The 22,862-nt window shown below is 71.6% G+C and carries 16 protein-coding genes; 5 read left to right on the top strand and 11 right to left on the bottom strand.

Features of this window, described 5'->3' with window-relative positions; genetic code table 11:
- Positions 1–14 precede the first annotated feature (14 nt).
- The 4 genes from MMA15_RS22315 to MMA15_RS22300 all read right to left on the bottom strand — a co-directional run bounded on the left by MMA15_RS22315 (position 15) and on the right by MMA15_RS22300 (position 7,219).
- Positions 15–2,102, bottom strand: a complete 2,088-nt coding sequence (locus tag MMA15_RS22315) for an ATP-dependent DNA helicase (RefSeq protein ID WP_241061881.1) — start codon at positions 2,100–2,102, stop codon at positions 15–17.
- A 169-nt stretch (positions 2,103–2,271) separates the two neighbouring features.
- The gene (locus MMA15_RS22310) at positions 2,272–4,257 is read right to left on the bottom strand and encodes an IucA/IucC family protein (RefSeq protein ID WP_372498287.1); all 1,986 of its coding nucleotides are present in this window, start codon (positions 4,255–4,257) and stop codon (positions 2,272–2,274) included.
- A gap of 83 nt (positions 4,258–4,340) precedes the next feature.
- Positions 4,341–5,213 (bottom strand): GNAT family N-acetyltransferase, encoded by an 873-nt coding sequence (locus MMA15_RS22305; RefSeq protein ID WP_372498286.1) that lies wholly within the window; start codon positions 5,211–5,213, stop codon positions 4,341–4,343.
- 41 nt (positions 5,214–5,254) lie between these two features.
- A complete protein-coding gene (locus MMA15_RS22300; protein ID WP_241061880.1) occupies positions 5,255–7,219 on the bottom strand; it encodes an IucA/IucC family protein in 1,965 nt (654 codons plus the stop codon).
- Positions 7,220–7,601: 382 nt separating this feature from the next.
- Here MMA15_RS22300 and MMA15_RS22295 point away from each other — a divergent pair, with 382 nt between their 5' ends.
- Positions 7,602–8,825: a trypsin-like serine peptidase gene (locus MMA15_RS22295; protein WP_241061879.1), complete on the top strand. Its 1,224-nt coding sequence runs from the start codon at positions 7,602–7,604 to the stop codon at positions 8,823–8,825.
- A gap of 293 nt (positions 8,826–9,118) precedes the next feature.
- Positions 9,119–10,324, top strand: a complete 1,206-nt coding sequence (locus MMA15_RS22290) for a trypsin-like serine peptidase (RefSeq protein WP_241061878.1) — start codon at positions 9,119–9,121, stop codon at positions 10,322–10,324.
- 197 nt (positions 10,325–10,521) lie between these two features.
- On the opposite strand, the gene hflX is transcribed toward MMA15_RS22290, so the two are convergent.
- From hflX to MMA15_RS22265, 5 genes are all read right to left on the bottom strand, one after another.
- Positions 10,522–12,027, bottom strand: a complete 1,506-nt coding sequence (gene hflX, locus MMA15_RS22285) for a GTPase HflX (RefSeq protein ID WP_241061877.1) — start codon at positions 12,025–12,027, stop codon at positions 10,522–10,524.
- 275 nt (positions 12,028–12,302) lie between these two features.
- Positions 12,303–13,820 carry a M1 family metallopeptidase gene (locus MMA15_RS22280; protein WP_241061876.1) on the bottom strand — a complete coding sequence of 506 codons (1,518 nt, stop codon included), beginning with the start codon at positions 13,818–13,820 and terminating at the stop codon, positions 12,303–12,305.
- A 112-nt stretch (positions 13,821–13,932) separates the two neighbouring features.
- On the bottom strand, positions 13,933–16,143 hold the full coding sequence (locus tag MMA15_RS22275) for a RelA/SpoT family protein (RefSeq protein ID WP_241061875.1): 2,211 nt from the start codon (positions 16,141–16,143) through the stop codon (positions 13,933–13,935).
- Positions 16,144–16,444: 301 nt separating this feature from the next.
- Positions 16,445–17,314, bottom strand: coding sequence for a diaminopimelate epimerase (dapF, locus tag MMA15_RS22270; protein ID WP_241061874.1), 870 nt, complete (start codon positions 17,312–17,314; stop codon positions 16,445–16,447).
- Between the two features lie 102 nt (positions 17,315–17,416).
- The gene (locus MMA15_RS22265) at positions 17,417–17,986 is read right to left on the bottom strand and encodes a hypothetical protein (protein WP_241063365.1); all 570 of its coding nucleotides are present in this window, start codon (positions 17,984–17,986) and stop codon (positions 17,417–17,419) included.
- A gap of 525 nt (positions 17,987–18,511) precedes the next feature.
- On the opposite strand from MMA15_RS22265, the gene MMA15_RS22260 reads away from it, so the two are divergent.
- Entirely contained in the window at positions 18,512–19,858 is a 1,347-nt protein-coding gene (locus MMA15_RS22260; RefSeq protein WP_241061873.1) for an NHL repeat-containing protein, read from the top strand.
- Positions 19,859–20,101: 243 nt separating this feature from the next.
- On the opposite strand, the gene miaA is transcribed toward MMA15_RS22260, so the two are convergent.
- The gene (gene miaA / locus MMA15_RS22255) at positions 20,102–21,055 is read right to left on the bottom strand and encodes a tRNA (adenosine(37)-N6)-dimethylallyltransferase MiaA (RefSeq protein ID WP_241063364.1); all 954 of its coding nucleotides are present in this window, start codon (positions 21,053–21,055) and stop codon (positions 20,102–20,104) included.
- A gap of 328 nt (positions 21,056–21,383) precedes the next feature.
- On the opposite strand from miaA, the gene MMA15_RS22250 reads away from it, so the two are divergent.
- Together MMA15_RS22250 and MMA15_RS22245 are read left to right on the top strand one after the other, a co-directional pair.
- On the top strand, positions 21,384–21,608 hold the full coding sequence (locus tag MMA15_RS22250) for a hypothetical protein (protein WP_241061872.1): 225 nt from the start codon (positions 21,384–21,386) through the stop codon (positions 21,606–21,608).
- Positions 21,609–21,661: 53 nt separating this feature from the next.
- Positions 21,662–21,880, top strand: coding sequence for an antitoxin (locus MMA15_RS22245; protein ID WP_241061871.1), 219 nt, complete (start codon positions 21,662–21,664; stop codon positions 21,878–21,880).
- 243 nt (positions 21,881–22,123) lie between these two features.
- Here the strand turns inward: MMA15_RS22245 and MMA15_RS22240 are convergent, their stop codons facing one another.
- Positions 22,124–22,849: a class III extradiol dioxygenase subunit B-like domain-containing protein gene (locus tag MMA15_RS22240; protein WP_241061870.1), complete on the bottom strand. Its 726-nt coding sequence runs from the start codon at positions 22,847–22,849 to the stop codon at positions 22,124–22,126.
- Positions 22,850–22,862 lie beyond the last annotated feature (13 nt).

Here is a 22,862-nt window from a genome sequence, read left to right as displayed (position 1 = left end):
CGGCGAGCGGTCGCCTACACCTCGGCCGCTGCCTCCGCCACGTCCTCTGAGGCTTCCGACGGCTCCTTGGCCGAATCCCTGGCCGTTTCCTTCGCTGGTTCCTCCGCTGATTCCTTCGCAGCGGCGTCGATGGCCGCGAGCGAACGCCGCACCTGGTCGCGGTCCGTCGTGTACCAGAAGCCGGGCATCGAAGCCCGCAGAAATCCGCCGTAACGGGCCCGCTCCAGCCGGGGGTCGAGCACCGCGACCACGCCCCTGTCCCCCGACGCCCTCACGAGCCTGCCGGAGCCCTGTGCCATCAGCAGCGCGGCATGTGTGGCGGCGACCGCCATGAAGCCGTTGCCGCCGTTCTCCTCGACCGCCTTCTGCCTGGCACTCATCAGCGGATCGTCGGGCCGGGGGAACGGAATGCGGTCCATGACCACCAACTGGCAGCTCGGGCCCGGCACATCGACGCCCTGCCACAGCGAGAGCGTGCCGAACAGACACGTCTGCGGGTCCTCCGCGAAGCGGCGGATCAGCTCGCCCAGCGTCTCCTCGCCCTGAAGCAGGATCGGCACCCCGAGCCTGCCGCGCAGCTCCTCCGCGGCCGTCTGTGCGGCACGCATCGAGGAGAACAACCCGAGCGTGCGACCGCCGGCGGCGCCGACCAGATCGGTGAGTTCGTCGAGCATGTCCCGTCGGGACTGCTCCCTCCCGGGCGGCGCGAGATGCGCGGCGACGTAGAGGATTCCCTGCTTGCGGTAGTCGAAGGGAGAGCCCGCGTCCAGGCCGCGCCAACGGGGCGTCTCCTGCTGCTGTCCGGCGTCGCCGCCGGGTGAGTCGTCGCCGAGCACGCGCTCCGGGGCGAGGCCCAGTGAGGCTCCCACGCCGTCGAAGTCGCCGCCCAGTTTGAGGGTGGCCGAGGTGAGGACGACCGACCGGTCGCTGAAGAGCTTCTCCCTCAGCAGCCCCGAGACCGAGAGCGGTGCGACGCGCAGCGAGGCGCCGAAGCGGTCGTGCCTCTCGTACCAGATCACGTCGAACTCGGAGCCCTCGACGACCCGTTCGGCCACGTCGTGCACGTTCTCCAGCGAGGCCAGGGCCTGTTTGCGTACGGCGTCCTCGTCCTGCACCGACTTGTCGCGGGTGTTGCCGAGGGTCGTGATGCCGGCGCGGGCGGCGTCGCGCAGCGCCGCCAGTGCGTACCCGAGGTCCTCGGGGACCGTTTCGAGACGTCCGGGCAGTGCCAGCTCCATCAGGCGCTCGAAGCTCTCGGCGGCCGTCTGGAGCCGGTCGGCGCTCTTCTCGTCGATGAGCTTGGCGGCGCGGCGCACCGCGCGGTTGACACCGCCGGGCGTCAGTTCGCCGGTGGCCACGCCGGTGACGCGGGAGACCAGTTCGTGGCCCTCGTCGACGATCAGGACCTCGTGAGGCGGCAGCACCGGTGCGTTCTCGATCGCGTCGATGGCGAGGAGTGCGTGGTTGGTGACGATGACCTCGGCGAGCTTGGCCCGTTCACGTGCGGCCTCGGCGAAGCACTCGGCTCCGTAGGCGCACTTGGCGGCTCCCAGGCACTCGCGGGAGGAGACCGAGACCTGCGACCAGGCGCGGTCGGAGACGCCCGGACGGAGATCGTCGCGGTCGCCCGTCTCCGTCTCGTCGGACCAGTCGCGCAGCCGCAGCAGGTCCTTGCCGAGGCGGGAGGTGGGGGCAGCGCTCTCGAAGGGATCGAAGAGCCCTTCGTCCTCCTCCTGTGGAACGCCCTCGTGCAGACGGTGCAGACACAGATAGTTGGAGCGGCCCTTGAGCATGGCGAACGCGGCGCGGCGGCGCAGCAGCGGATGCAGCGCCTCGACCGTGCGCGGCAGGTCGCGCTCGACGAGCTGACGCTGGAGCGCGAGCGTGGCCGTCGCGATCACCACGGGCTGCCCGTGCGCCAGCGCGGGGACGAGATAGCCCAGAGACTTGCCGGTGCCGGTGCCCGCCTGGATCAGCAGATGGGTGCCGCTTTCGACCGCCTCGGCGACGGCTTCGGCCATGGCTACCTGACCAGGCCGTTCCGTACCGCCGACGGCGGTGACGGCGGCGTGCAGGAGATCGGTGAGGGCGGGCTTGCTCATAGATCCGACACCCTACGCGGCACCTCTGACACCGCGTCCGCCGCCGCTGTCCCTTCCGCCCCCGCAGTCTCTGTCTCGTATCCCGTGGCCGCCTCCGAACACCGGCCCCGCCCCTCCCCTCCGTGGATTCGCGGCTCGTACGTTCGCGGCCGGTGCCGTCACGGTCCGGTCACGGTGCGTGCAGCGGGTTGGGGACCGTGCCGTGTACGGCCGCGTGCGGGCGCTCGGAGCTGTCGCGGTAGCCGTCCATGTGCAGACGGTTGCGATTGAGGCAGAGCCGTTCGATGCGCGGACCGAGCAGCCCGTAGGCGGCGACGCGGTCCTTCAGTTCGGGGAAGCGTGCGTGGTGGCGCTCGGCCTCCGCCCGCACCAGCGACCAGAACTCCCCTTCGGGGACGTTCAGTTGGTCCTCACAGAGCGGCGCCAGATAGCGGAAGACGCCGACGAGGAGACCGGAGTGGATGAACTGCGGCAGGAACGCGGGAGGTTCGGTCAGCAGCACCTCACGCACTTCCGCGGGCATGCCGTCGAGTTCGGGCACGGGCTCGGCGCTGATGTTGACGTCGTCGACGAAGTCCTTGACCGCCAGCCGCACCGGCACGTCGTCCTCGTCGAAGACGACGATGGCGTTCTCGCCGTGCGGTGAGAAGACCGTCCCGTAGCGGTAGAGGAAGTGCAGCAGCGGCGGCAGCAGGGCCGCGAAGAGGTGCCGCAGCCAGACGCGGGGCGGCAGACCGGAGCGTTCGACGAGTTCCGCCGTGAGGGACCGCTCCCTGGCGTCGGTGTGGAGCAGGGCGGCGAGGGTGCGGGCCCGCTCGCCCGATTCGAGCTGACCGGCAAGCGGCTCGCGCCAGATGCAGCCGAGCAGTTCGCGGTACTGGTACGGAACCTGCGGCAGCCGGTCGTAGAGGGGATGGCGCACGGTGACGGAGGCGACCTCGCCGAGCAGGATCACCCGGCACTCGTCGCGCAGGAAGGTATCGCTGTCGCGCAGGCCGTGGATCCAGCGGGTCACGGCGGGCGCCGCGAGGGTCCGCTCGGTGGGAAGTCCGCGCCAGACAAGGGTGTTGAGCACGGACAGCGGCAGCTTCACGGTGTGCCGCTCGGGGCGGCTGACGTTCAGGAAGGTGCGTACGGACTGCTGGGGCAGCCGCAGATCGCCGTCAGAGCGCAGCGGGACGATGTCGCCCCTGGCGATGGAGTCGGCGAAGAGCGGCGCGATCGTCTCGTCCCACTGCCAGGGGTGTACGGGCAGGAAGAGATAGTCCTCGGCGGGCAGTCCACGCGAGCGGAGGGTGTGGCGGAAGTCCCGCAGGGTCTCGGGGCTCAGCTCACGCTCGTAGAGGCGGTGCGGCTCGGCGAGCGCGGGCACACCGCGGTAGGCGGCGATCCCGGTGTCCCCGGTCCGTACGGCGATCCATGGAAGGCGCTGTTCGCGGCGTGCCTCGGGGGCCCAACTGGCCGCGTCGGAGGCGGAGAAGCCGAGCCTGCCCTTGTTCATGACGAGCCAGGGATGGCCCTTCTGGTGGCCCTCCAGCTCCGCGTAGCCGAGTTCCGCGAGGCGGGCGGCGGGCAGTTCGCGCTCGCTCAGCCGTACGTCGGCGAGCAGGGTGGCGGACAGCTCGCGGACGAGATGACCTGTGGTGTCGCCTGTGAGGCCCAGGAGGGCGTCGTGTGCGCGGAGGAGGAACGCGAAGGGGTCGGCGCCGGTGGGGGTGAGGGACGCCGGGTCGATGTTCCAGTGGCCGTAGGCGCCGCGGCGGGCGCGGAAGCGGAGGGTGAGGTCGTCCGCCACGCGGAGGCGGTACGGGCGGAAGGCGCGGGCGGGCCCGGAGAGGTGACCGGGGGCGTCAGCGGAGGTGTGGCCCGGGGGCAAGTCGCCGGCTGCGGACGCTGGTCGGGCGCCGCCGGCCTCCGGATCTCCCACGGCGGACTCCGGATCTCCCACGGTGTCGGCATCCTCTTCCCGGCCCCCCTCGGCCTCCGTATCGGGCTCGGGCCGGATGATCTCCTCGTAGGCGAACTCGCTGATCATCTTCACCAGCAGCCGCCTGCCCGCCCTGCGCCACGAGTCGTGGTCGAGGCCGGGCGGCAGATGCAGCTCGCCTGAGCCGCGGAGAACGTCGTCGGTGTCGTCGGCTGCCGGCAGATGCACTGTGAATCTCCTCTTCGGGCAGGGCGGCTTCGGGACAGGCACTTGGGCGCGCCCGTGGGAACGGGGCGCCGGGGCCGGGGACTTCAGAGCACTTCGCGCAGAGCCCGGTCGCGCACCATGAGCGCCGCACGCTTCCCGGGCAGATCCACCTCGGCCGAGAGCCGGAAGCCCGCCTTCAGGAAGGCCGCGACGGAGGCGACGTTGCGTACGTCCGGTTCGGCGAGCACACGCCCGCAGTCCGGCCGGCGGTCCAGTACGAGGTCGGCGACGGCACGCAGCAGAGCGGTCCCCACGCCTCGGCCGCGGTCGGGCACCGAACCGATCAGCAGGTGCAGTCCCGTGTCGTGCGGACGTGCGCGGCAGTGGCGGGCGATCGGGTCGAGGTCGGCGCGGTAGACCTCCCAGTAGCTCATGGGGACGCCGTCGAGAACGCCCAGACAGGGCACGCTGCGGCCGTCGCCTTCCAGCTGCGTCCGCAGATGTGCCGCGGTCACCTCCTGCGGGCCCGCCAGTTCCCAATAGGCGGCGACCGCCGGGTCGTTCATCCATGCGGTGATCAGCCGCAGATCGCGGTCCATCACGACGGGTACGAGCCGCAGCGTGCCCACGGGGCTCGCGGTGGCGGGCCAGTCGCCCACGGCGTCGAGCAGGTCCGGGGCCGGGCCGTGAGCCGGGGCCGGGCCGTCAGGGGCAGACCCCGACGGGCCGTGCTTGGTGGCGTGCTCCGTTTCTTCGTACCGGCCGTGCTCGGCCAGCAGCCGTGTCAGCTCGTCGGACAGCGCGAGGTCGAGCGTGTCGTCGGCCTCGCCATCCCCCGGCTTCCCGGTGGGCTGAGAAGTCCCCGTGTGGTGGGAAGTCCCAGTGTGGTGGGAAGTCCCCGTGTCCGCAGGGAAGTCGGGACCAGGCGTACGGGAGCCCGGACCGCCCGGACGGAACTCGGGACCGTTCGCGTTCACCTGTGCGTCTCCCCCCTCGGCGCCCGTGGCCGGGTCGCCGGTCACCGGCACAGCGGGTTGCCGACGGTGACGTACACGGACTGGGAGTCGACGGGGCCTTCGAGTTCGTCCATGCCGTGCAGCCGCGTGAGCAGATTCGCCTTGCAGCGCAACGTCGGCGACTCCAGCAGCAGCGCGGGCAGCGCCGATACGGGACCGTCGCCCTCCCCGCACGCCCGTGCGCGCAGGAACTGTCGTGCCGCGGCGAGCAACACCCGTTCGTCCGCGAGGCGTTGGACCCCGAGGGCGCCGATCAGGCCGAGGACGTTGTTGACGCCGAGGTAGTACGCGAAGCGCTCGTCGGCCACCGCGTCGTCGACGAAGGTGTCGCTGTCGACGCCGAGCCGTGTGCCGGGCAGCCGCTGCTGGAGGGCGTCGCGCCGTGACTCGCGGAAGTAGTAGCCCTGGTTGTCGCGGTAGCGGCCGCCGCACGGCCATCCGTCCTCGTCGAGCAGCACGAGGGTGTTCTGCTGGTGCGCCTCCAAGGCGATGCCGGCGTGGGCGTCCAGCCACAGCACCGGTCGTACGACGGCGTCGAGATAGCGCAGGAACCACTCGGTGGCCACGGTCGTCACGGGCCGGTCCGTACGAGCCGCCAGCCCCTCGACGATGTCCGCAAGGCGCGAGCGCAGCCTCCCCCGCGGCGCGCCGGGCGAGGGCCGTTCCGCGGTGAGACCGGCGACGCAGACGGCGTCGTCGGCCGGGCCGAAGGGGTTGTGGCGGATGACGGTGTCCAGTCCCGTCACCGGCCGGCCGTCCGTCCCGTCGACCCCGAGCCACGCCGGGTCGCGGACGATGTCGAAGCCCGGGTGCGCGGCCCGCCACTGTGCGCCGAGCCCGGAACGCAGCAGCCGGTGCACCTCCAGTCCGCGCAGCAGCTCCTTGCGCAGGTTCTCCCGGCGGGAGTTGGTGATGGGCAGCCCGACGGAGAGCTTGAGCATCGCCGGTCCGCCGGGGCGCATTACCGTACGTACGGAGGACGTCGGGTGCCACACGTCACCGCCCGCGCCCAGGTCGTGCAGCAGCCCGTCGGCGAGGAGGCCCGCAACGGCGGGGCGGTGGGCGAGCCCGCGTGCCTGCCAGGGGTGCAGCGGCAACGGCACGGTGCGGGCGGGCAGTCGGGAGGTGACGGTGTCACCGGCGAGACGGGCGGCGAGCTGTGCGGCACCCACGGCGCGTCCGCGCTCGGTCCAGGCGGAGTCGCAGGCCAGCACCGACTCGTGTACGGCGAACCAGTGCAGCGGGAAGGCGGCGCGCGTCTCCGGCGAGTACGCCGCGCACTCGTCGTCGGTGAGGCCCTCGCGGCTCTTGGGTGCCGGGTGCAGCGGGTGGCCCAGCACCAGCGACTGTTCGGCCTCGATGAACGGGCCGTGGCCCGGCGGCGGTTCGGGCGCGGCGCGGCGCTCGGCGAGGAAGCGGGTGGTGCGGCGTACGGAGTCGGCGACGCGGGCGACGAGGTCGGCGGCTCCGGCCCCCGGGTCCGTACCGGAACGGTCCGGCGAGCCGCCCTCGCCCGCAGCGCCGTGCTCCGCAACGGAGTCGCCATCGCCACGCGCCACATGGGCCGCCTCGCGCGCCATCAGCGCGGCCAGCGTCACCGCGTCCAGCGGCTCGGCGTCCGCAGGGGCGCCCTCCACGAACGGCCGTCCGAAGTCGTGCCGTCCCGTGAGCGACCAATGACGCACCGGGACGCGCAAGTTGACGCCGGTGGCCTCCATGGGCAGCACCAGGGTGTGCTGTTCCTCTTCGGAGGGACGCTCGACGCCCCGCTCACGCACCCAGCAGCACAGCAGACCGACGACGGCGGCGGCGTCCGCCGCATGTGCGGGGTCCTTGCCTGCCGGGTCCGTGCCTTCCGGGTCCGTGCCTGCCGGGTCCTCCGTAGCAGCGGCCACGGCCGTCGCCTCACCGGCGTCCGGGTACGTACGGAGGCCCGGCCCGTGTGCCTGTCCCGGCAGGCGGGCCATGTCTCCCGTGGAACGGGCCGTGTCTCCCGCAGAGGCGTCCGAGGCCGGCGGCGCTTGCGGGACCGGCTGGGCCGATCCGGTGGGCGCGTTCACAGAGATCTCCTCCCGTGTCGACTCGGCACGCGGACATGCGGGCCGCTTCCCCCGTACGTACCAACGAAGCCGAAGCGCCCTGATCACGGGCGAAGTGAAGATCTGTGACGTGAACCGGTCGGAACCGTGGACCCCGCAGGGCCCGTCCCCCACCGCACGGGGCATAGTCTTCTCTGGCTTCGAGAGCGCGGCGGCCCTGGGCAGCCGTGCCGAGGAGGGGCGCCGCCCGCCTCCCGCAGGGGGTCACCACAATTCAAGAGGCACAAGGACATTCAGGGGGAGTTCATTCATGTCAGCCACCAGCCGGCCCTCGCGCCGACGACGTACCGCTCTGGCAGTCGCGGCGGCAGTGACGGCGCTGGCCGTGACGGCCACCGCCTGCGGCCCGGAGGACGACGGCGCGGGCGGCGAGCCCAGCGCCTCCGCGTCGGCAGCCGACCAGGACCAGAAGAAGCGCGACCTGGGGCTGCCGAAGGATCTGGATCTGCCGAAGGAACTCCCCAGCTCGCTCAAGGACCTTGAGAAGTGGCGCGACGGCGAGTGGAAGAACTGGGACCGGGACGAATGGCTGCGCCGCGCCAAGGAGTTCATCAACCCGGTCATCGACGACCTGTGGGACCCGGACCGGATGCACGACGCCGACGGCAACGACCGTAAGGTCGACGACGGCGACATCGACGACGGCGGAAGCGGAGGCCGGGACGGCACCGGCGAGGACGAGGGCGTGACCGATCCGACCCCGTCACGAGTGCGGGCCAAGCCCGTCAAGCGCCCCTACACCAAGGCCAGTCCGCCCGTCGGCAAGGTCTTCATGGACACACCGGAGGGCTCGATGGTCTGCTCCGGCACCGTCGTCACCGACCCTCAGCACCCGGGCAAGTCCGACCTCGTGGCCACCGCGGGGCACTGCGTGCACGCGGGCAGGAACGGCGGCTGGTTCCGCAACGTCGTCTTCGTGCCGCGCTACAACCCCAAGGGCCTGTCCGCCGCCGAACTGGGCAAGGCCCCCAGGAAGGACGTCGCACCCGACGGTGTCTGGTGGGCCAGGCAGGCACGTACGACGGACTTCTGGATCGACAACGGCTCGAAGACGGGCGGCAAGGGCGCACCCCAGGACTTCGCCGTGATGAAGGTCCGCCCGGAGGACGGGAGTTCGGGCCGCTCGCTGGAGGAGACCGTCGGCAAGGCCGCGACGGTCGACTTCGGCACCCCGCGTGTGAAGACGATTCCGAGCCTCACGCCGCACGGCTACCCGGCCGCGCCGCCCTACGACGGCACGAAGATGCTCACCTGCACCGACAAGCCGGGGCGTCTGACCCTGGACCGCCGTCAGCCCACGATGTACCGCGTCGGCTGCTCCATGACGGGCGGCTCCTCCGGCGGGGGCTGGCTCAGCCCGAGCGGCAGGAAGCTGCTGTCGGTCACCTCGGTCGGGCCGATCGAGGGCGGGTGGCTCGCCGGGCCCCGCATCGGCAAGGAAGCCAAGGGCGTCTTCGACGCCGTCTCCGAGTAGCCGCGGGCGGCGGGGCGTCGACGCGTCCCGCCGCACGGGGCGGTGCCGCCTGGCTGCCTCAGTCCGCCGGGGACCGCGCCGTCTCCGTCGGGCCGGGCAGGCCGCATCCGTGCGGCGCTCGGTTCCCGCCCCGGCTGCGGCTCCTGCCTCGGCCCAAGTCGCCGGTCCCGTCCCGGGTTTCGGTCCCAGGTCCGTCCCGCGTCCGTCCCGGGATTTCAGTCCCAGCTCTTCCAGTTCCAGCTCTTCCAGTTCCAGGTTCCAGTTCGAGTTCAAGTCCCAGGGGGATCATTTCCATGTCTTCGATACGCGGGCCGCGGCGCCGTCGTACGGGCGCGGCTGCCGCCGCGGTGCTCACGGCGCTCGCCCTCACCGTCACCGCATGCCAGTCCGGGGCGGACGGCGGTGGTGACACGGACGCCCAGGCCAAGCCCTCCGCGAAGGCGCCGTCGACCGACGACCTCGGCATCCCGGACGATCTGCCGAAGGACCTTCCCACGTCCCTGAAGGACCTGGAGAAGTGGCGCAACGGCGAGTGGAAGAACTGGGACCGCGACCAATGGGTCCGTGAGGGGCGCGACTTCGTGAACCCGTACATCCGGGACCACTGGAAGCGCGGACGCATGGACGAGGCCGAGGACAACGGCAAGCGCGTCCCGGAGAACGTCGAGTCGGCGTCCGGTGCGAGCGCCTCCGGACCGGAGCCGCGCCCCGTGAAGGCACGCGCCGTCGATACGCCGTACACACGCAACGCGGCCCCCGCGGGCAAGGTCTTCATGGACACCCCGAAGGGCCCGATGGTCTGCTCCGGCACCGTGGTCAAGGACCCGCGCAACCCGGGGAAGTCCAACCTCGTGGCGACCGCCGGGCACTGCGTCCACTCGGGCAGGAGCGGCGGCTGGCTGCGCAACATCATGTTCGTCCCCGCCTACAACAACCGCGGTCTGCCGCCCGGCCAGGTGCAGAGCGCGCAGCCGCAGGACGTCGCCCCGTACGGGCAGTGGTGGGGCGAGTGGGCGCAGACCACCGACTACTGGATCCAGAAGGGCGCGGCGTCGGGCGGCGGCGGTTCGCAGCAGGACTTCGCGGTTCTCCATGTGCGTCCCGAGCGGTCGACCGGCAAGTCGCTGGAGGAGACCGTCGGCGCAGCGGTGAAGATCAACTTCAATGCGCCGCGCGCCGGAAGCTTCTCCGGACTCAGCTCCTACGGATACCCGGCCGCGCCGCCCTTCGACGGCGCGAGGATGTACAGCTGCACCGACAGGCCGGGCGAGCTCTCCATCGACTCGTCGCAGCCTGCGCTCTACCGCATCGGCTGCACCATGACGGGCGGCTCCTCCGGCGGCGGCTGGTTCATGGAGGGCAAGGGCGGCAAGGCCGAGCTGGTGTCGGTCAATTCGATCGGCCCGCAGCCGGCGACGTGGCTCGCGGGGCCGCACCTGGGGCCCACCGCGAAGAACGTCTTCGACGCGGTCAGCAAGAAGTACGCCGGGCGCAACTGACGCCCTCCGGGCTCATCACGGCGTGAACACATGTGGCCCGCCCCCCGGTCGAACCGGGAGGCGGGCCACAGTCGTCGAGACCCGGTGCCGAGTCCGTGGGGCATTACCCGAGGGGCAAGGTCACAGGGCCACGGACCAAGGTACGGACGCGAGGCCACGGACCGAGGTACGGACCGGGGCGCGAGGTCACGTCGCGGCTACCCCAGGCGCGCGGCGGCCTGCGGCTCGTACTTCCGCAGTTCCGCGGCCAGTTCGGCGTGCACCCTCGCCTTGAGCAGAGTGCCGTCCTCGGTGTGCGTCTCGGAGAGCACCTCGCCCTCGCTGTGCACCCGCGAGACCAGCTTGCCCTCGGTGTAGGGGACCAGCGCCTCCAACTCCACGGAGGGACGCGGCAGTTCCTCGTCGATGAGGGCACGCAGCTCCTCGACGCCCTGCCCGGTACGGGCGGATACCGCGATCGCCCGGCTCTCCGCGCGCAACAGCCGCTCCAGTACGAGCGGTTCGGCCGCGTCGGCCTTGTTGACGACTACGATCTCCGGCACATGCGAGGCGTCCACGTCGCGGATCACGCCGCGTACGGACGCCAGTTGCTCCTCTGGAGCGGGGTGCGCCCCGTCGACCACGTGCACGATGAGGTCGGCGTCGGCCACCTCCTCCATCGTGGAGCGGAAGGCGTCCACCAGGTGGTGCGGCAGATGCCTTACGAAACCGACGGTGTCGGTCAGCGTGTGCAGCCTGCCGGTGGGCGTCTCCGCCTTGCGCACGGTCGGGTCCAGCGTCGCGAACAGGGCGTTCTCCACGAGGACGCCCGCGCCCGTGAGCCTGTTGAGCAGCGAGGACTTGCCCGCGTTGGTGTATCCGGCGATGGCGACCGACGGCACCCTGTTGCGGCGCCGCTCCTGCCGCTTGATCTCGCGGCCGGTCTTCATCTCCGCGATCTCGCGGCGCATCTTGGCCATCTTCTCGCGGATGCGCCGCCGGTCCGTCTCGATCTTGGTCTCACCGGGGCCACGGGTGGCCATGCCGCCGCCCGCGGAACCGGAGCCGCCGCCGCCCATCTGCCGCGACAGTGACTGACCCCAGCCGCGCAGCCTCGGCAGCATGTACTGCATCTGTGCCAGCGAGACCTGGGCCTTGCCCTCACGGGACTTGGCGTGCTGCGCGAAGATGTCGAGGATCAGGGCCGTACGGTCGACGACCTTGACCTTGACGACGTCCTCGAGGTGGATGAGCTGGCCAGGGCTCAGTTCACCGTCGCAGACCACGGTGTCGGCGCCGCTGTCGAGCACCAGATCCCGCAGCTCCTGCGCCTTTCCGGAACCGATGTATGTGGCCGGGTCGGGCTTGTCGCGGCGCTGGACGACTCCGTCGAGCACATGCGCTCCGGCCGTCTCGGCGAGAGCTGCGAGTTCCGCCAGGGAGTTCTCCGCATCCTGGGCGGTGCCGGAGGTCCACACGCCGACCAGCACCACGCGCTCCAGCCTGAGCTGCCGGTACTCGACCTCGGTGACGTCCTCCAGCTCCGTGGAGAGCCCCGCCACACGCCGCAGTGCCGCACGGTCGCTGCGGTCGTACTGATCGCCGTCACGCTCGCCGTCGATCTCGTCACTCCAAGAGACGTCCTCTTCCATCAGGGCGTCGGCTCGGCGGTCGGAGTCGGCACCACGCCGGCCGTCGTGAGGAAGAGAAGAGGAGAAGGTCATTGGGTCCTTACGTCGAAGTGGGAGATACGGGGCGGGGCGGCGGAAGCAGAAGCACGTCCCGCCCTCCAGTGCGGACAACGTCCGTACGGCGGCATTGATTCCCGCCCCTGACCCCCTCGAAGCGCGTCCGGGCGCCCGCGGAAGGCCGCTTGAAATGGTGGCACGGGCGTCCCGTGGCGTCATCCGGATTTGCCCCGGGTCACTGGCCCGCGGTGCCTACGGCGCAAGGCTCTGCGAGAGTCCCGGCCCCTGCTGCGAGGGGCCGGGACGCCGCGTCATGCGCTGCGCCAGTCCGCGTGACCGGGCATCGGCGGGGTCTTCGCCCCGTACAGCCAGTCCTCGAGGAACTTCGTCAGGTCCTTCTTGGCGACGGCGTTCACGAGCCGGATGAAGTCCCCGGTGGAGGCGTTCCCGTCGCTGTGCTGGGTGACCCACTCACGCTGGAGGCGTGCGAAGTCCTCGTTGCCGATCTTCTCCCGCAGCGCGTAGAGCGCTACAGCCGAGCCGTCGTAGATGCTCTGGCGGAAGATGTCGATCTTGTTGCCGGGCGTGGGCTTGTGCGGCCTTGCCGGAGGCCCGTCGCGCTTCCGCCACCGGTCCGACTTCCCGTACGCCTTCTTCGCGCGGCTGGTCAGCGAGGGACCGCCGCGTTCGGCGCCGTAGAGCCACTCGTACCAGGTGGCATGGCCCTCGTTGAGCCACACGTCGTCCCACCTCCGCGGTGACACGCTGTCGCCCAGCCACTGGTGCGCGAGTTCGTGCACCATGACCGACTCCTTGTACCAGGAGGGGGCACGGGTGTCGGAGAAGAGCCGCTTCTCGAAGAGCGACAGCGTCTGGGTCTCCAGCTCGAATCCCGTGCTGACGTCGGCCGCCAGCACCCCGTAGGTCTCGAACGGGTAGGGGCCCAGCCGCCGCTCCAGCCATGTGAGCTGACGGGGGGTCTTCTCCAGCCAGGGCTGAAGCGCCTTGCGGTCGCGCTTCGGTACGACGTCGCGCAGCGGCAGCCCGTGCGGGCCCTTCGCACGGCGAACGTGGGAGCGGCCGATGGAGACCTGGGCCAGATCGGTGGCCATGGGGTGCGCGACGCGGTACGTCCAGCGGGTCCTCTCCCCGCGGCGGGTCTTGTCCTTGAGCAAACCGCCCGCGACCACGGTCAGTTCGCGGGGCGCGGTGACGTGGAAGGTGAAGCGGGCCTTGTCGGAGGGGTGGTCGCTGCCGGGGAAGACGCGGTGCGCGGCGTCGGCCTGATTGGCCATGACGAGCCCGTCGCGGCTGCGCACCCAGCCGCCGTCGGCCGACTCCCGCGTGGGACTCGTGTGGTGCACGACGACGTGCATGCGCTCGCCGTGGCGCTGGGTGCGGGAGGGGGTCACCACGAGGTCCTCGCCCGCCTTCTCATATCGCGCGGGCCGTCCGCCCACGGTCACCGAACGCACCTCGCCGGCGGCGAAGTCGAGGTTGAAGCGCGGCAGTCCGCCACGTGCGGTGACGTCGGCGTCGATGGCGGTACGGGCGTCCATCGCACGGGAGCCGGCGCCCCCGTAGCGGAACGAGATGTCGTAGGAGCGCACGTCGAAACCGGGGTTGCCCAGGTGTGGGAAGAGCCGGTCGCCCACGCCGAGCGGCTTGGGCGACGGCAGCCCCGCCCCGGCCAGCGCGAGGACGGCACAGGCGACGGCGGCCGCCGTGCGGGCGGGGGCCCGGGTGCGGAAGGCCCTCGGCGGTACACGGCCGCCACGGGCGCGGGGCGAGTGAGCAGGCGGATTCACTGCGGGAGACGAGTCGGGCATGAGCACACTGCTATCAGCACCCCGTAGGGCTTCCGGGCTGGCACAGCAGCGGCCCACCCGAAAGAAGTCCGGGTGCGGGGCGCGGACCGGGCAGCGGGTCGCCGCGCGACGGTCAGCGGGCGGGCACCGGCCTCGCGGCACGCGTCACGTCGTAGACCCCGGGCACGCCGCGCATGGCACGCATCAGCGCGGGCAGCCCGGCGGCGTCGGGGAGTTGGAGCGTGTACGTGTGCAGCACACGCTGCTCGCGGGGCGGCTCGACCTCGGCGGAGACGACGGTCGCGCCCTGCGCGGCGATGATCTCCGTCAGATCGGCCAGCAGATGAGTACGGCCCAGGGCCTCGGCTCGCAGCGTCACCCGGCACCCGGAGGCCCCCTGCTGCCAGCGCACCGGCACCGGACGCCGCCCGGTGGAGGTCATACGGGCCACGGACTGGCAACTGTCGCGATGCACGGTCACAGCACCGCCGCGCACCGCGAAGCCGGTGACGCTGTCGGGCGGCACGGGCGTACAGCACCCGGCGAGCCTCACGACCGCACGCGGGTCCTCCGCCACGACCGAGGCGGCGCCCTCCCAGGAGCCGGAGCCGGTGGTCCCGTCCGCCGCGCCCCTGTCGCACTCGCCGCGACGCGCGCTCGTCCGGGAGTCGTGATGCGTCTCTGCTCCGGTGCGCCCGGCGGGCGGAGCCGCGCCCTCCTCGGCGGGTCCTTCGCCGAGGACGTCCGCGCCGCTGCTCACCCCGGCCAGGGGCACCAGCCGCGTCGACACCTGCTCCGGCGTGGCCGGATGGGCCGCGAGCCACTGCCGGATGGCGATGCGGGCGGCGGGGGTACGGGCGTGCTCAAGCCACTCGGGCGACGGGCCGGAGGGCACCGTGCCCACGGCGGGCTCCATGAAGAGCTGCACGGCGTCGCCGTCCTTGAGCACGGTGCTCAGCGCGGTGAGCCGCCCGTTGACGCGGACGCCGATGCAGCGGTGTGCCGCCTCGCCGTACTGCGCGTAGGCGGCGTCGACGCATGTCGCACCGGCGGGCAGCGGCAGGGCGCCTCCGCCGGAGGCGGGCGCGGCTCCGGGAGCGGCGCAGTAGACGGTGATCTCACCGTCCTGCGCCAGCTCGTCGCGCAGCTCCGCCCAGAAGGTCTCGGTGTCGGTGGCGTGGCTCTGCCACTCCAGCAGCCGGGAGAGCCAGCCGGGTCCGCCGGGCTCGGTGCCCTCGCCCTCGCCCGTGCCGGATGCGGAGGCCCGGTGCGGGTCGCCCAGCGCGATCACTCCGGCCTCCGCGACGCGGTGCATCTCCCTTGTGCGTACGAGGACTTCGGCGACCCTGCCCTCCTCGTCGGCGAACGCCGTGTGCAGCGAGCGGTAGAGGTTGAACTTCGGTGACGCGATGAAGTCCTTGAACTCCGCGACGAGCGGGGTGAAGCACGTGTGCAGTTCGCCCAGCACCGCGTAGCAGTCGGCGTCCTCTTCTACGAGGATGAGCAGCCGCCCGAAGTCGCACGGCCCCAACTCTCCCCGTTTCAGGCGCAGTCGGTGCACGGAGACGGTGTGCCGGGGCCGGATCAGCACCTGCGCGGCGATATCGGCCTCACGCAGCAGTCTGCGTACGGAGGTGGCGACCCCGGTGAGCGGATCGGGCTCCTTGGTGTGTTCGGCGATCAACTCCCGTGCCAGCCTGTGCTCTTCGGGGTGGAGGATCGCGAAGGTGAGGTCTTCCAGTTCGCTCTTGAGCGCCTGCACTCCCAGGCGTTCGGCGAGGGGAATCAGCACGTCGCGGGTGACCTTGGCGATGCGTACCTGCTTCTCGGGACGCATCACGCCGAGCGTGCGCATGTTGTGCAGCCGGTCCGCGAGCTTGATGGACATCACCCGGACGTCGTTGCCGGTGGCCACCAGCATCTTGCGGAACGTCTCGGGTTCGGCGGCGGCACCGTAGTCGACCTTCTCCAGCTTGGTGACGCCGTCGACGAGATAGCCCACCTCCTCACCGAACTCCTCGCGCACCTGCTCCAGCGTCACATCGGTGTCCTCGACCGTGTCGTGCAGCAGGGAGGCCGTCAACGTCGTGGTCTCGGCCCCGAGTTGGGCCAGCAGCAACGTGACGGCCAGCGGATGAGTGATGTAAGGGTCGCCGCTCTTGCGCATCTGACCGCGGTGCGAGGACTCCGCGAGTACGTACGCACGGCGCAGAGCACCGAGATCGGCGCCGGGATGGTGTGCGCGATGGACCTTGGCCACATGCTCCATGGCGTCGGGAAGCCCGTCGCGGCGCGGTGCCTGGCCCAGCAGGGCCGCGCGGCTGAGCCTTCGCAGACTCTTCATGGCACCTCCCGTCGAGCCCGTGGAGCCCGTCGATCCCTATGAAGCAACCCCGGGCCGGACCGGGGCCTGTGATGCTACCGACCCCAGCACACCCTGATGACCGGGTCCTGCGCAGCGTGAAACGGATCACCCGTCCGAGCGACGTTGAGGCGCTGACCATTTGAGAGTGTGTTTCCTGAACAACCCTCAGTCCGCCCGCTGTACGGGTGTCGGGGACAGGCGCCGGACGGCTTGCGGAGCCGGGGTGTGCGGCGGTTGCGGGAGGACCTCGAAGGTGCCGCTGTGGCTGACGCCGCCGTGGCTATGCGCGCAGCCACTCCGCCTCGACGGTCCCCTCGGCGACGATCACCGCGGGCCCGGTCATCTCGATCTCGCCGTCGGCCCGTTCCGTGATCACGAGGGTGCCGCCGGGGACGTCGACGGTGTACGTGGCGTCCTCGCCGTCGGCGACGGGGTCGAGGCCGTCGCGCCGCGCAGCCGCGACCATCACCGCGCACGCGCCCGTACCGCACGACCGCGTCTCGCCCGAGCCTCGTTCGTGAACGCGCATCGCGACGTGCCGGTGGCCTCGGTCCACGACGAACTCGACGTTCGTACCGGTGGGGTAAGCGGCGGCGGGCTCCACCGCCGGAGCCTCCAACAGGCTTCCCGCGTCGGCGAGTTCGCCTACGAAGGCGACCGCGTGGGGATTGCCCATGTTCACGTGCACCGCGTCCCAGCTTCGTGCGCCCACGCGTACGTTCACGGCGCCTTCCGGCAGCACGGCGGGGCCCATCGCCACCGTGACACCCGAGCCGTCCTCGGCGAGATGCGTGCGCTTCACTCCGGCGCGGGTGGCGACGGCGACCTCACCGGCCTTGACCAGCCCGGCACGTTCCAGACAGCGGACGAAGACCCGTACGCCGTTGCCGCACATCTCAGCGACCGAGCCGTCGGAGTTGCGGTAGTCCATGAACCACTCGGCGTCGGCGGCCATCTCCCGCGCCTCCGGGTGGGAAGCGGACCGTACGACGCGCAGGAGACCGTCGCCGCCGATGCCCGCCCGCCGGTCGCACAGCCGGGCCACCGTCTCCGCGGTCAGCTCCAGCAGACCGTCCGGGTCGGGAAGGATCACGAAGTCGTTCTCGGTGCCGTGCCCCTTGAGGAACGGCACGGGCTGTGCGCCGGTCATGCTGCCGATCGTACGGGAGCGGGAGACGTACGCATGCTGCGCACCAGGCCGGAGCGCTCTCCGGGCCTGGAGGCGGCCTCGGTCCGGGCGGCGCCTGGTGGGTCAGCGCAGCCTTGCGACGCGCCAGATCGCCAGGACCACGACGGTGCCCACGATCACGGCGTACAGCGCGACGATCCGCCAGTCGGCACGACGGCCCGAGTCCGGAGCGGGCAGGCCCGGCCAGGACAGTCCCACGCGGCGGGCGGCCACCACGACCCAGCCGGCGGCGCAGCCGCAGATCAGCAGCCCGAGCATGGAGACCACGGCGCCGGTGCCGCCGCCCGGTTCGAAGGCGAGCGGGAAGGCGAACATCAGCGAGCCGAGCGCGCTCAGCACCACGATGGGGGCGATCTGCCACAGCCGGAACTTGCGCGGCGGGCGCAGCTCCTGAGGTTCCACGGGGGTGCCGTCGGCCTCGGGAGGCGCGTCGTCGCGGGCGCCGTCCTGGGCGTCGTCGCTGTCGTCCACGCCGGCGTCCACGTCCGGGTCCTCGTCCGGTCCCGCGTCGACGTCCAGGGCGTCGTCGCCTCCGGAGCCTTCACCGTCGCCCGAGGCGCCGCCGATGCGCCCCGATCCGCGGGGGCGGCCGGTGGGGGCGCCTTCCGCGTGGTCCCCGTTGCCCAGGGGCATGGCGCTGCGGGCATCGAGGTCCGTGAGGTCGTCGATGCGACCTACGGTCCCGGCGCGTTCAGCCTCGTCGACGGCGGTCTCCTCATTGTCACGAGGGCCGGCCTCCATCGCCACCCGCCCTCCCAACTACAAAATGCAGGCTCCGATCGTTGGTCGATGATGGCACGCCCGAATAGCCCCGGCGGACGCCCGGGACGTCCCGATGCCATGACGTGATCAGGCTGTGACCGGCCGTTCAGCGGTCCTTGGGCGATACAGCGGTTCCCGGGGCCGGGCCGCTCTTCCGGGGCTGTGGCAGGTCAGCACCGGTCGGCGCGGACGGCTGCGCAGAGGGCGGCGCGAGGGTGCCGCGTAACCGGCCGCACGGCTCGTCACCGTCAGGCCGTGCCGTTGGCCAGGGTGTCCCAAGTGAGCCGGAGATCGGCTTGTGCGGTCCGGGCGGTGCGCATTCCCCCCGGGGAGGGCGCGTGACGCACCTCGGGCAGGAACGGTGCCTGCCTCGTACGCGCCCGTCGAAGGAGCATCATGCAAACGATCGACCGCAACTCCCGTGCCCGTAGTAGGGGTTCGCGCTGGCTTACGGCCGCGGTGACGGTGGCCGCCATCGCCTCCGGCGGCGTCGCACTCGCCACACCCGCCGCCGCGGCGGCGGAGCCGTCGGCTGCCGTGCCGACAGCCGGCGCTGAGACGGAACCCGTCAAGTGCCCTTCCGAAAACTGCAACAAGGCCGTCGTCGACGAATTGGGTGACCCGTACTCCGTGGCGCTGGACGGCCAGGGCCATGCCTATGTTGCGGACAACAAGAACGGCGAACTGGTGAGGGTGGACCTTGCCACCGGGAAGAAGGAGACGATCGTCAGCGGCCTCGGAGGCGTTGAGAGTGCCGCGCTGGACGGCAAGGGCAACGCTTATGTCGCTTCCCGGACCAGGGGTGAGCTGTACAGGGTCGATCTTTCCGGTCCTCAGTACCCCATCGCAAAGGTCGCCTCGGGCCTGGGCCGCCCACGCGGCGTGGCCGTGAAGGACGACGGCAAGGTCATCGTCACCGACTGGCTGTACGACAGGGTCCTGGAGGTCGACCCCTCAAGCTCCGGTTCGCCTAACAAGATCGCCACCGTTGCCAGCGCCACGGGCGTCGCCATCGATCCCTCTGGTGTCGCCTATGTGACGTCTTCTCAAGATGAGGCGCTCTACCGTCTCGATCTCAACGCCGCCAGGGGGCCCGAACTGGTCGCCGACCGCCTCGGCCACGTGCATGACGTGGCGCTCCGGGACGGTCACGCCTACGTCGGCGATGACGGTGGAGACGCCATCTGGGACGTCGACCTGGCCAGCCATCAAAAGCACAAGGCAGCGACGGGCGGGGGTTTCCGCGGTGTGGCCGTGGACAAGGACGGCGGCCTCTACGCCACCGACGAGGACAACAAGACCCTGTGGCGGATCAACGGCAGCACCCCGGCTCCGCCGCCCCCGCCGAGCGACGACGCGAAGGTCGATCTCAAGCCGGTCCCGGACATCACGGCGAAGCCGGGTGGAAGCGCGGTGCCGCGAATCTACGTGAAGAACACCGGCGGGAAGCGCATCGGCAACCAGGACATCACCCTCAAGCTGGGCCCCGAGGGCGTGAAATGGGGCTTCAACGTGGTCTACCAGGACCGCGACGGCGACCTCGTCGAAACTCCGTGCCATGTCGTCGACGGCGACGCCGGTACCTCGCTCTGCAAGGACGTACCCCTCAACCTCGACCCCGGCCAGAGCGTTCAGCTCCGTACCGAAGTCGGCACCAGCGCCTCGCTCAAGCCCGGCGACATGCCCTCCATCACCTGGCACATCGCCGACAAGACCGCCAAGACCGACTGGCTCATGAAGTAGCCCCGCTACGGCAGTCCGGCCGCCTTCCCCGTCCGGCCCCAACTACCCCCTCCCGAGGGCCTGATGCCCCGCCGAACGCCGTCGTACGGTCGCGGACGAGCACCCCAGTGCCCCCGGCACAGACCGGTTCCCGGTCCCCCGCGTCACCGTAGGGGCCGGGAACCGGACCGGCCACAGGGGATGTCCCCGCCCAAGCAGCAGGCGGGGACTTCCCGTTACGGCAGGCGGCGACGGTCACGCGGCTCAGCCCGTGACCGCCTCCTCCAGCAAGTCGAGGGCCTTCCCGGTCAGTTCCGGCCGGTCGCGTTCCGCGCCGCTCAGCCAGTGGACCCGAGGGTCGCGGCGGAACCAGGAGTCCTGGCGGCGTGCGAAGCGCTTCGTGGCCCTCACGGTCTCCTCGCGCGCCTCCTGCTCGGTGCACTCGCCCGCGAGGGTCGCGAGGACCTGCTGATAGCCCAGCGCGCGGGAGGCAGTGCGCCCGGCACGCAGCCCCGCGGCCTCCAACTCCCGTACCTCCGCGACGAGTCCCTGCTCCCACATGCGGTCGACACGGGCGGCGATCCGCTCGTCCAGCTCGGGGCGGGCGACGTCGACGCCGAGCTGGACCGTCTCGTAGACGGCCTGGTGGCCGGGGAGGTTCGCCGTGAAGGGGCGGCCGGTGATCTCGATGACCTCCAGGGCGCGCACGATGCGGCGGCCGTTGCTCGGCAGGATCGCCCGCGCCGCCTGCGGGTCTGCCTCCGCGAGGCGGGTGTGCAGCGCTCCGGAGCCCAGATCGGCGAGTTCCTCCTCCAGCCGCGCCCTCACCGCGGGGTCCGTGCCGGGGAAGTCCATGGCGTCGATGGCCCCGCGTACGTAGAGGCCCGAGCCCCCCACGAGGACCGGAACCCGTCCCGCCGCGAGCAGGCGCTCGATCTCCGCGCGGGCAAGCCGCTGGTACTCGGCGACGCTGGCGGTGACCGTGACGTCCCAGACGTCCAGCAGATGGTGCGGTACGCCCTCGCGCTCGCCGGGCGGGAGCTTGGCGGTGCCGATGTCCATGCCCCTGTAGAGCTGCATCGAGTCCGCGTTGATCACTTCGCCGCCGAGACGGCGGGCGAGGGCGACGCCCAGGTCGGACTTGCCCGCGGCGGTAGGGCCCACCACGGCGATCACGGGCGGCGCGGCACCGCCACGGGGACGGGGCGCGGTCCGCACGGACGGCGCCGCGGTGCGGGCGCGGGACTCGGGAGGTGCCGCGGAACGGGCCTCGGGGCGTCCCGTGGCACGGGACTCGGACGGGGACGGGTCTGCGGCATTCACGCCGTCAGTGTCGCAAACCTCCTGCGCTGATCCGGACCCGAACGGGCGACGTGACGGCGGCCCGGTGGGTTCGTTGCCTGTTGCGAGGGCTCCAGAGCCGGAATCAAGGGTTCCAGCGCCGGGGATCAGGGCCGGACTCCGGGACGTTCCGCCGCGGGCGGGGGCGGTGCTCTTCCCCGGTGGGCCGGATCGCAGCCACGTTAGTAAGGTCAGGAGTGTAGATATGGGCGTCTTTGCAAGGCTTCTGCGCCGCTCGGCCGGGTCGTCCCGGAAGCCGGCCGACGGGGCCGCACCGGCCGACGTGCCGGGTACGGGCCAGGAGGCGAAGGAACAGGAGGTCAGCGCGGTGACCGGAGCCGGGGACGGCCCCGAGGAGGTCGGAATCCCGAAGCAGCAGTCGGCCGACGGGGCAGCCGACAGCGACGCCGCGGACGACGCCCGCAACTGACCCGTAACCGAACTGCCGCCGAGGCACTAGGGACGGAAGGAAGGTGGCCCCCCATGGGCTTCATGGACAAGGTCAAGGGCATGCTCGGCCAGCACGGCGAGAAGGTCTCCAAGGGGATCGACAAGGCCGCGGGCATGGCCGACTCGAAGACCAAGGGCAAGTACAGCGAACAGATCCGCAGCGGCACGCAGAAGGCCAAGGACCAGGCCGAGAAGTACGGGCGCCGCGAAGGCGGTTCCGGAGGCGGCGGGAAGGGCCCTCAGGGCTCCTGAACCGCGCCGGGCGCGGGCCGGCCGCGTCGGTTCGTGAATACATGTGGGCGTGCGCCTGCCGGGTTTCCGGCGGGGCACGCCCACACGCACGGGGTCTTACGCGTGGGGTCTTTCGCACGGGGCCTTACGCGTGCGGCGTCCACGCATGCGGCCTGCGGACGGTGTCGTCCGGCCCGCGGCGCCGCGGCCCCTCATCGGGGCATCCGCGGCGCCGCCGTCGAAGTCCCGTGGCCGCGGCCCCGGTCAGCTCCAGCTAGCGACGAAGTAGCCGACTCCGTAAGGGGCTTCGTCGTAGAGCAGCCGGCCCCGCAGTCCGCCCTGCGCGTCCGCGCCGCCCGCCGCGCCCGCGAGCACCTGCCAGCACGCGCGTCCCGAGGCGTTCAGCTCGTACGCCAACTCCTCGTCCAGCGCCAGTAGTCCGGCCGCGTCGGCCTCTCCCAGCGCTCGGGCCGCCTCCGCGTCGAAGGCCGTGGCGCGCTCGTCGAAGTAACCGGGGGCCTTGACCGTACGGCAGTTGGTGCCGTCGCCCATCACCAGCAGAGCCACCCGTTCGGCGAGGTCCGCGAGTTGACGTCCCGTCTCCTCGCACCGCTCACGGCTGAGCGGCTCCCCGACGCCGAGTCCCTCCACGGGGGCGGCGGTCCAGTCGGCGCGGTCCAGCAGCCACGCCCCGACGGCCAGCGACGACGGCAACGGGCGTGCGTCCGCGGGAGGTTCGCCCTTGCCGAGCGAGACCTCCAGGTCCACTCCGTAGCCGCTGAACGAACCGCGCGCTCCCTGTGGATGGGTGCCACGCGCGGGCTGTTCCGCGGGGCCGATGACCAGTAGGCGGTCGGGACGGGCGGCGGCGAGGGCACCGAGCGCGTCGTCGCACGCGGCGCGGGCGGAGTCCATCTCGTGGGCCGCGCCTCCGGCGACCTCGGGGACGAGCAGGGGCGGGCTGGGGCATGTGGCGGCGGCGACAAGCATGGCGCGCAGCTTA

It is taken from the genome of Streptomyces marispadix, from assembly GCF_022524345.1.
Lineage (GTDB): Bacteria > Actinomycetota > Actinomycetes > Streptomycetales > Streptomycetaceae > Streptomyces > Streptomyces marispadix.
The sequence above is the reverse complement of the archived record's forward strand: the minus strand, read 5'-3'. Positions and strand labels throughout refer to the sequence as shown.

What these genes read in the sequence shown, in the direction of transcription:
- dapF (WP_241061874.1), bottom strand. Translation starts at nt 17,314, where the DNA reads ATGACCGGCGCACAGCCCGTGCCGTTCCTCAAGGGGCACGGCACCGAG.
- MMA15_RS22275 (WP_241061875.1), bottom strand. Translation starts at nt 16,143, where the DNA reads ATGAAGAGTCTGCGAAGGCTCAGCCGCGCGGCCCTGCTGGGCCAGGCA.
- MMA15_RS22315 (WP_241061881.1), bottom strand. Translation starts at nt 2,102, where the DNA reads ATGAGCAAGCCCGCCCTCACCGATCTCCTGCACGCCGCCGTCACCGCC.
- MMA15_RS22250 (WP_241061872.1), top strand. Translation starts at nt 21,384, where the DNA reads ATGGGCGTCTTTGCAAGGCTTCTGCGCCGCTCGGCCGGGTCGTCCCGG.
- MMA15_RS22295 (WP_241061879.1), top strand. Translation starts at nt 7,602, where the DNA reads ATGTCAGCCACCAGCCGGCCCTCGCGCCGACGACGTACCGCTCTGGCA.
- hflX (WP_241061877.1), bottom strand. Translation starts at nt 12,027, where the DNA reads ATGACCTTCTCCTCTTCTCTTCCTCACGACGGCCGGCGTGGTGCCGAC.
- MMA15_RS22265 (WP_241063365.1), bottom strand. Translation starts at nt 17,986, where the DNA reads ATGCCCCTGGGCAACGGGGACCACGCGGAAGGCGCCCCCACCGGCCGC.
- MMA15_RS22300 (WP_241061880.1), bottom strand. Translation starts at nt 7,219, where the DNA reads ATGGCCCGCCTGCCGGGACAGGCACACGGGCCGGGCCTCCGTACGTAC.
- MMA15_RS22245 (WP_241061871.1), top strand. Translation starts at nt 21,662, where the DNA reads ATGGGCTTCATGGACAAGGTCAAGGGCATGCTCGGCCAGCACGGCGAG.
- MMA15_RS22280 (WP_241061876.1), bottom strand. Translation starts at nt 13,820, where the DNA reads ATGCCCGACTCGTCTCCCGCAGTGAATCCGCCTGCTCACTCGCCCCGC.
- MMA15_RS22290 (WP_241061878.1), top strand. Translation starts at nt 9,119, where the DNA reads ATGTCTTCGATACGCGGGCCGCGGCGCCGTCGTACGGGCGCGGCTGCC.
- MMA15_RS22260 (WP_241061873.1), top strand. Translation starts at nt 18,512, where the DNA reads ATGCAAACGATCGACCGCAACTCCCGTGCCCGTAGTAGGGGTTCGCGC.
- MMA15_RS22240 (WP_241061870.1), bottom strand. Translation starts at nt 22,849, where the DNA reads ATGCTTGTCGCCGCCGCCACATGCCCCAGCCCGCCCCTGCTCGTCCCC.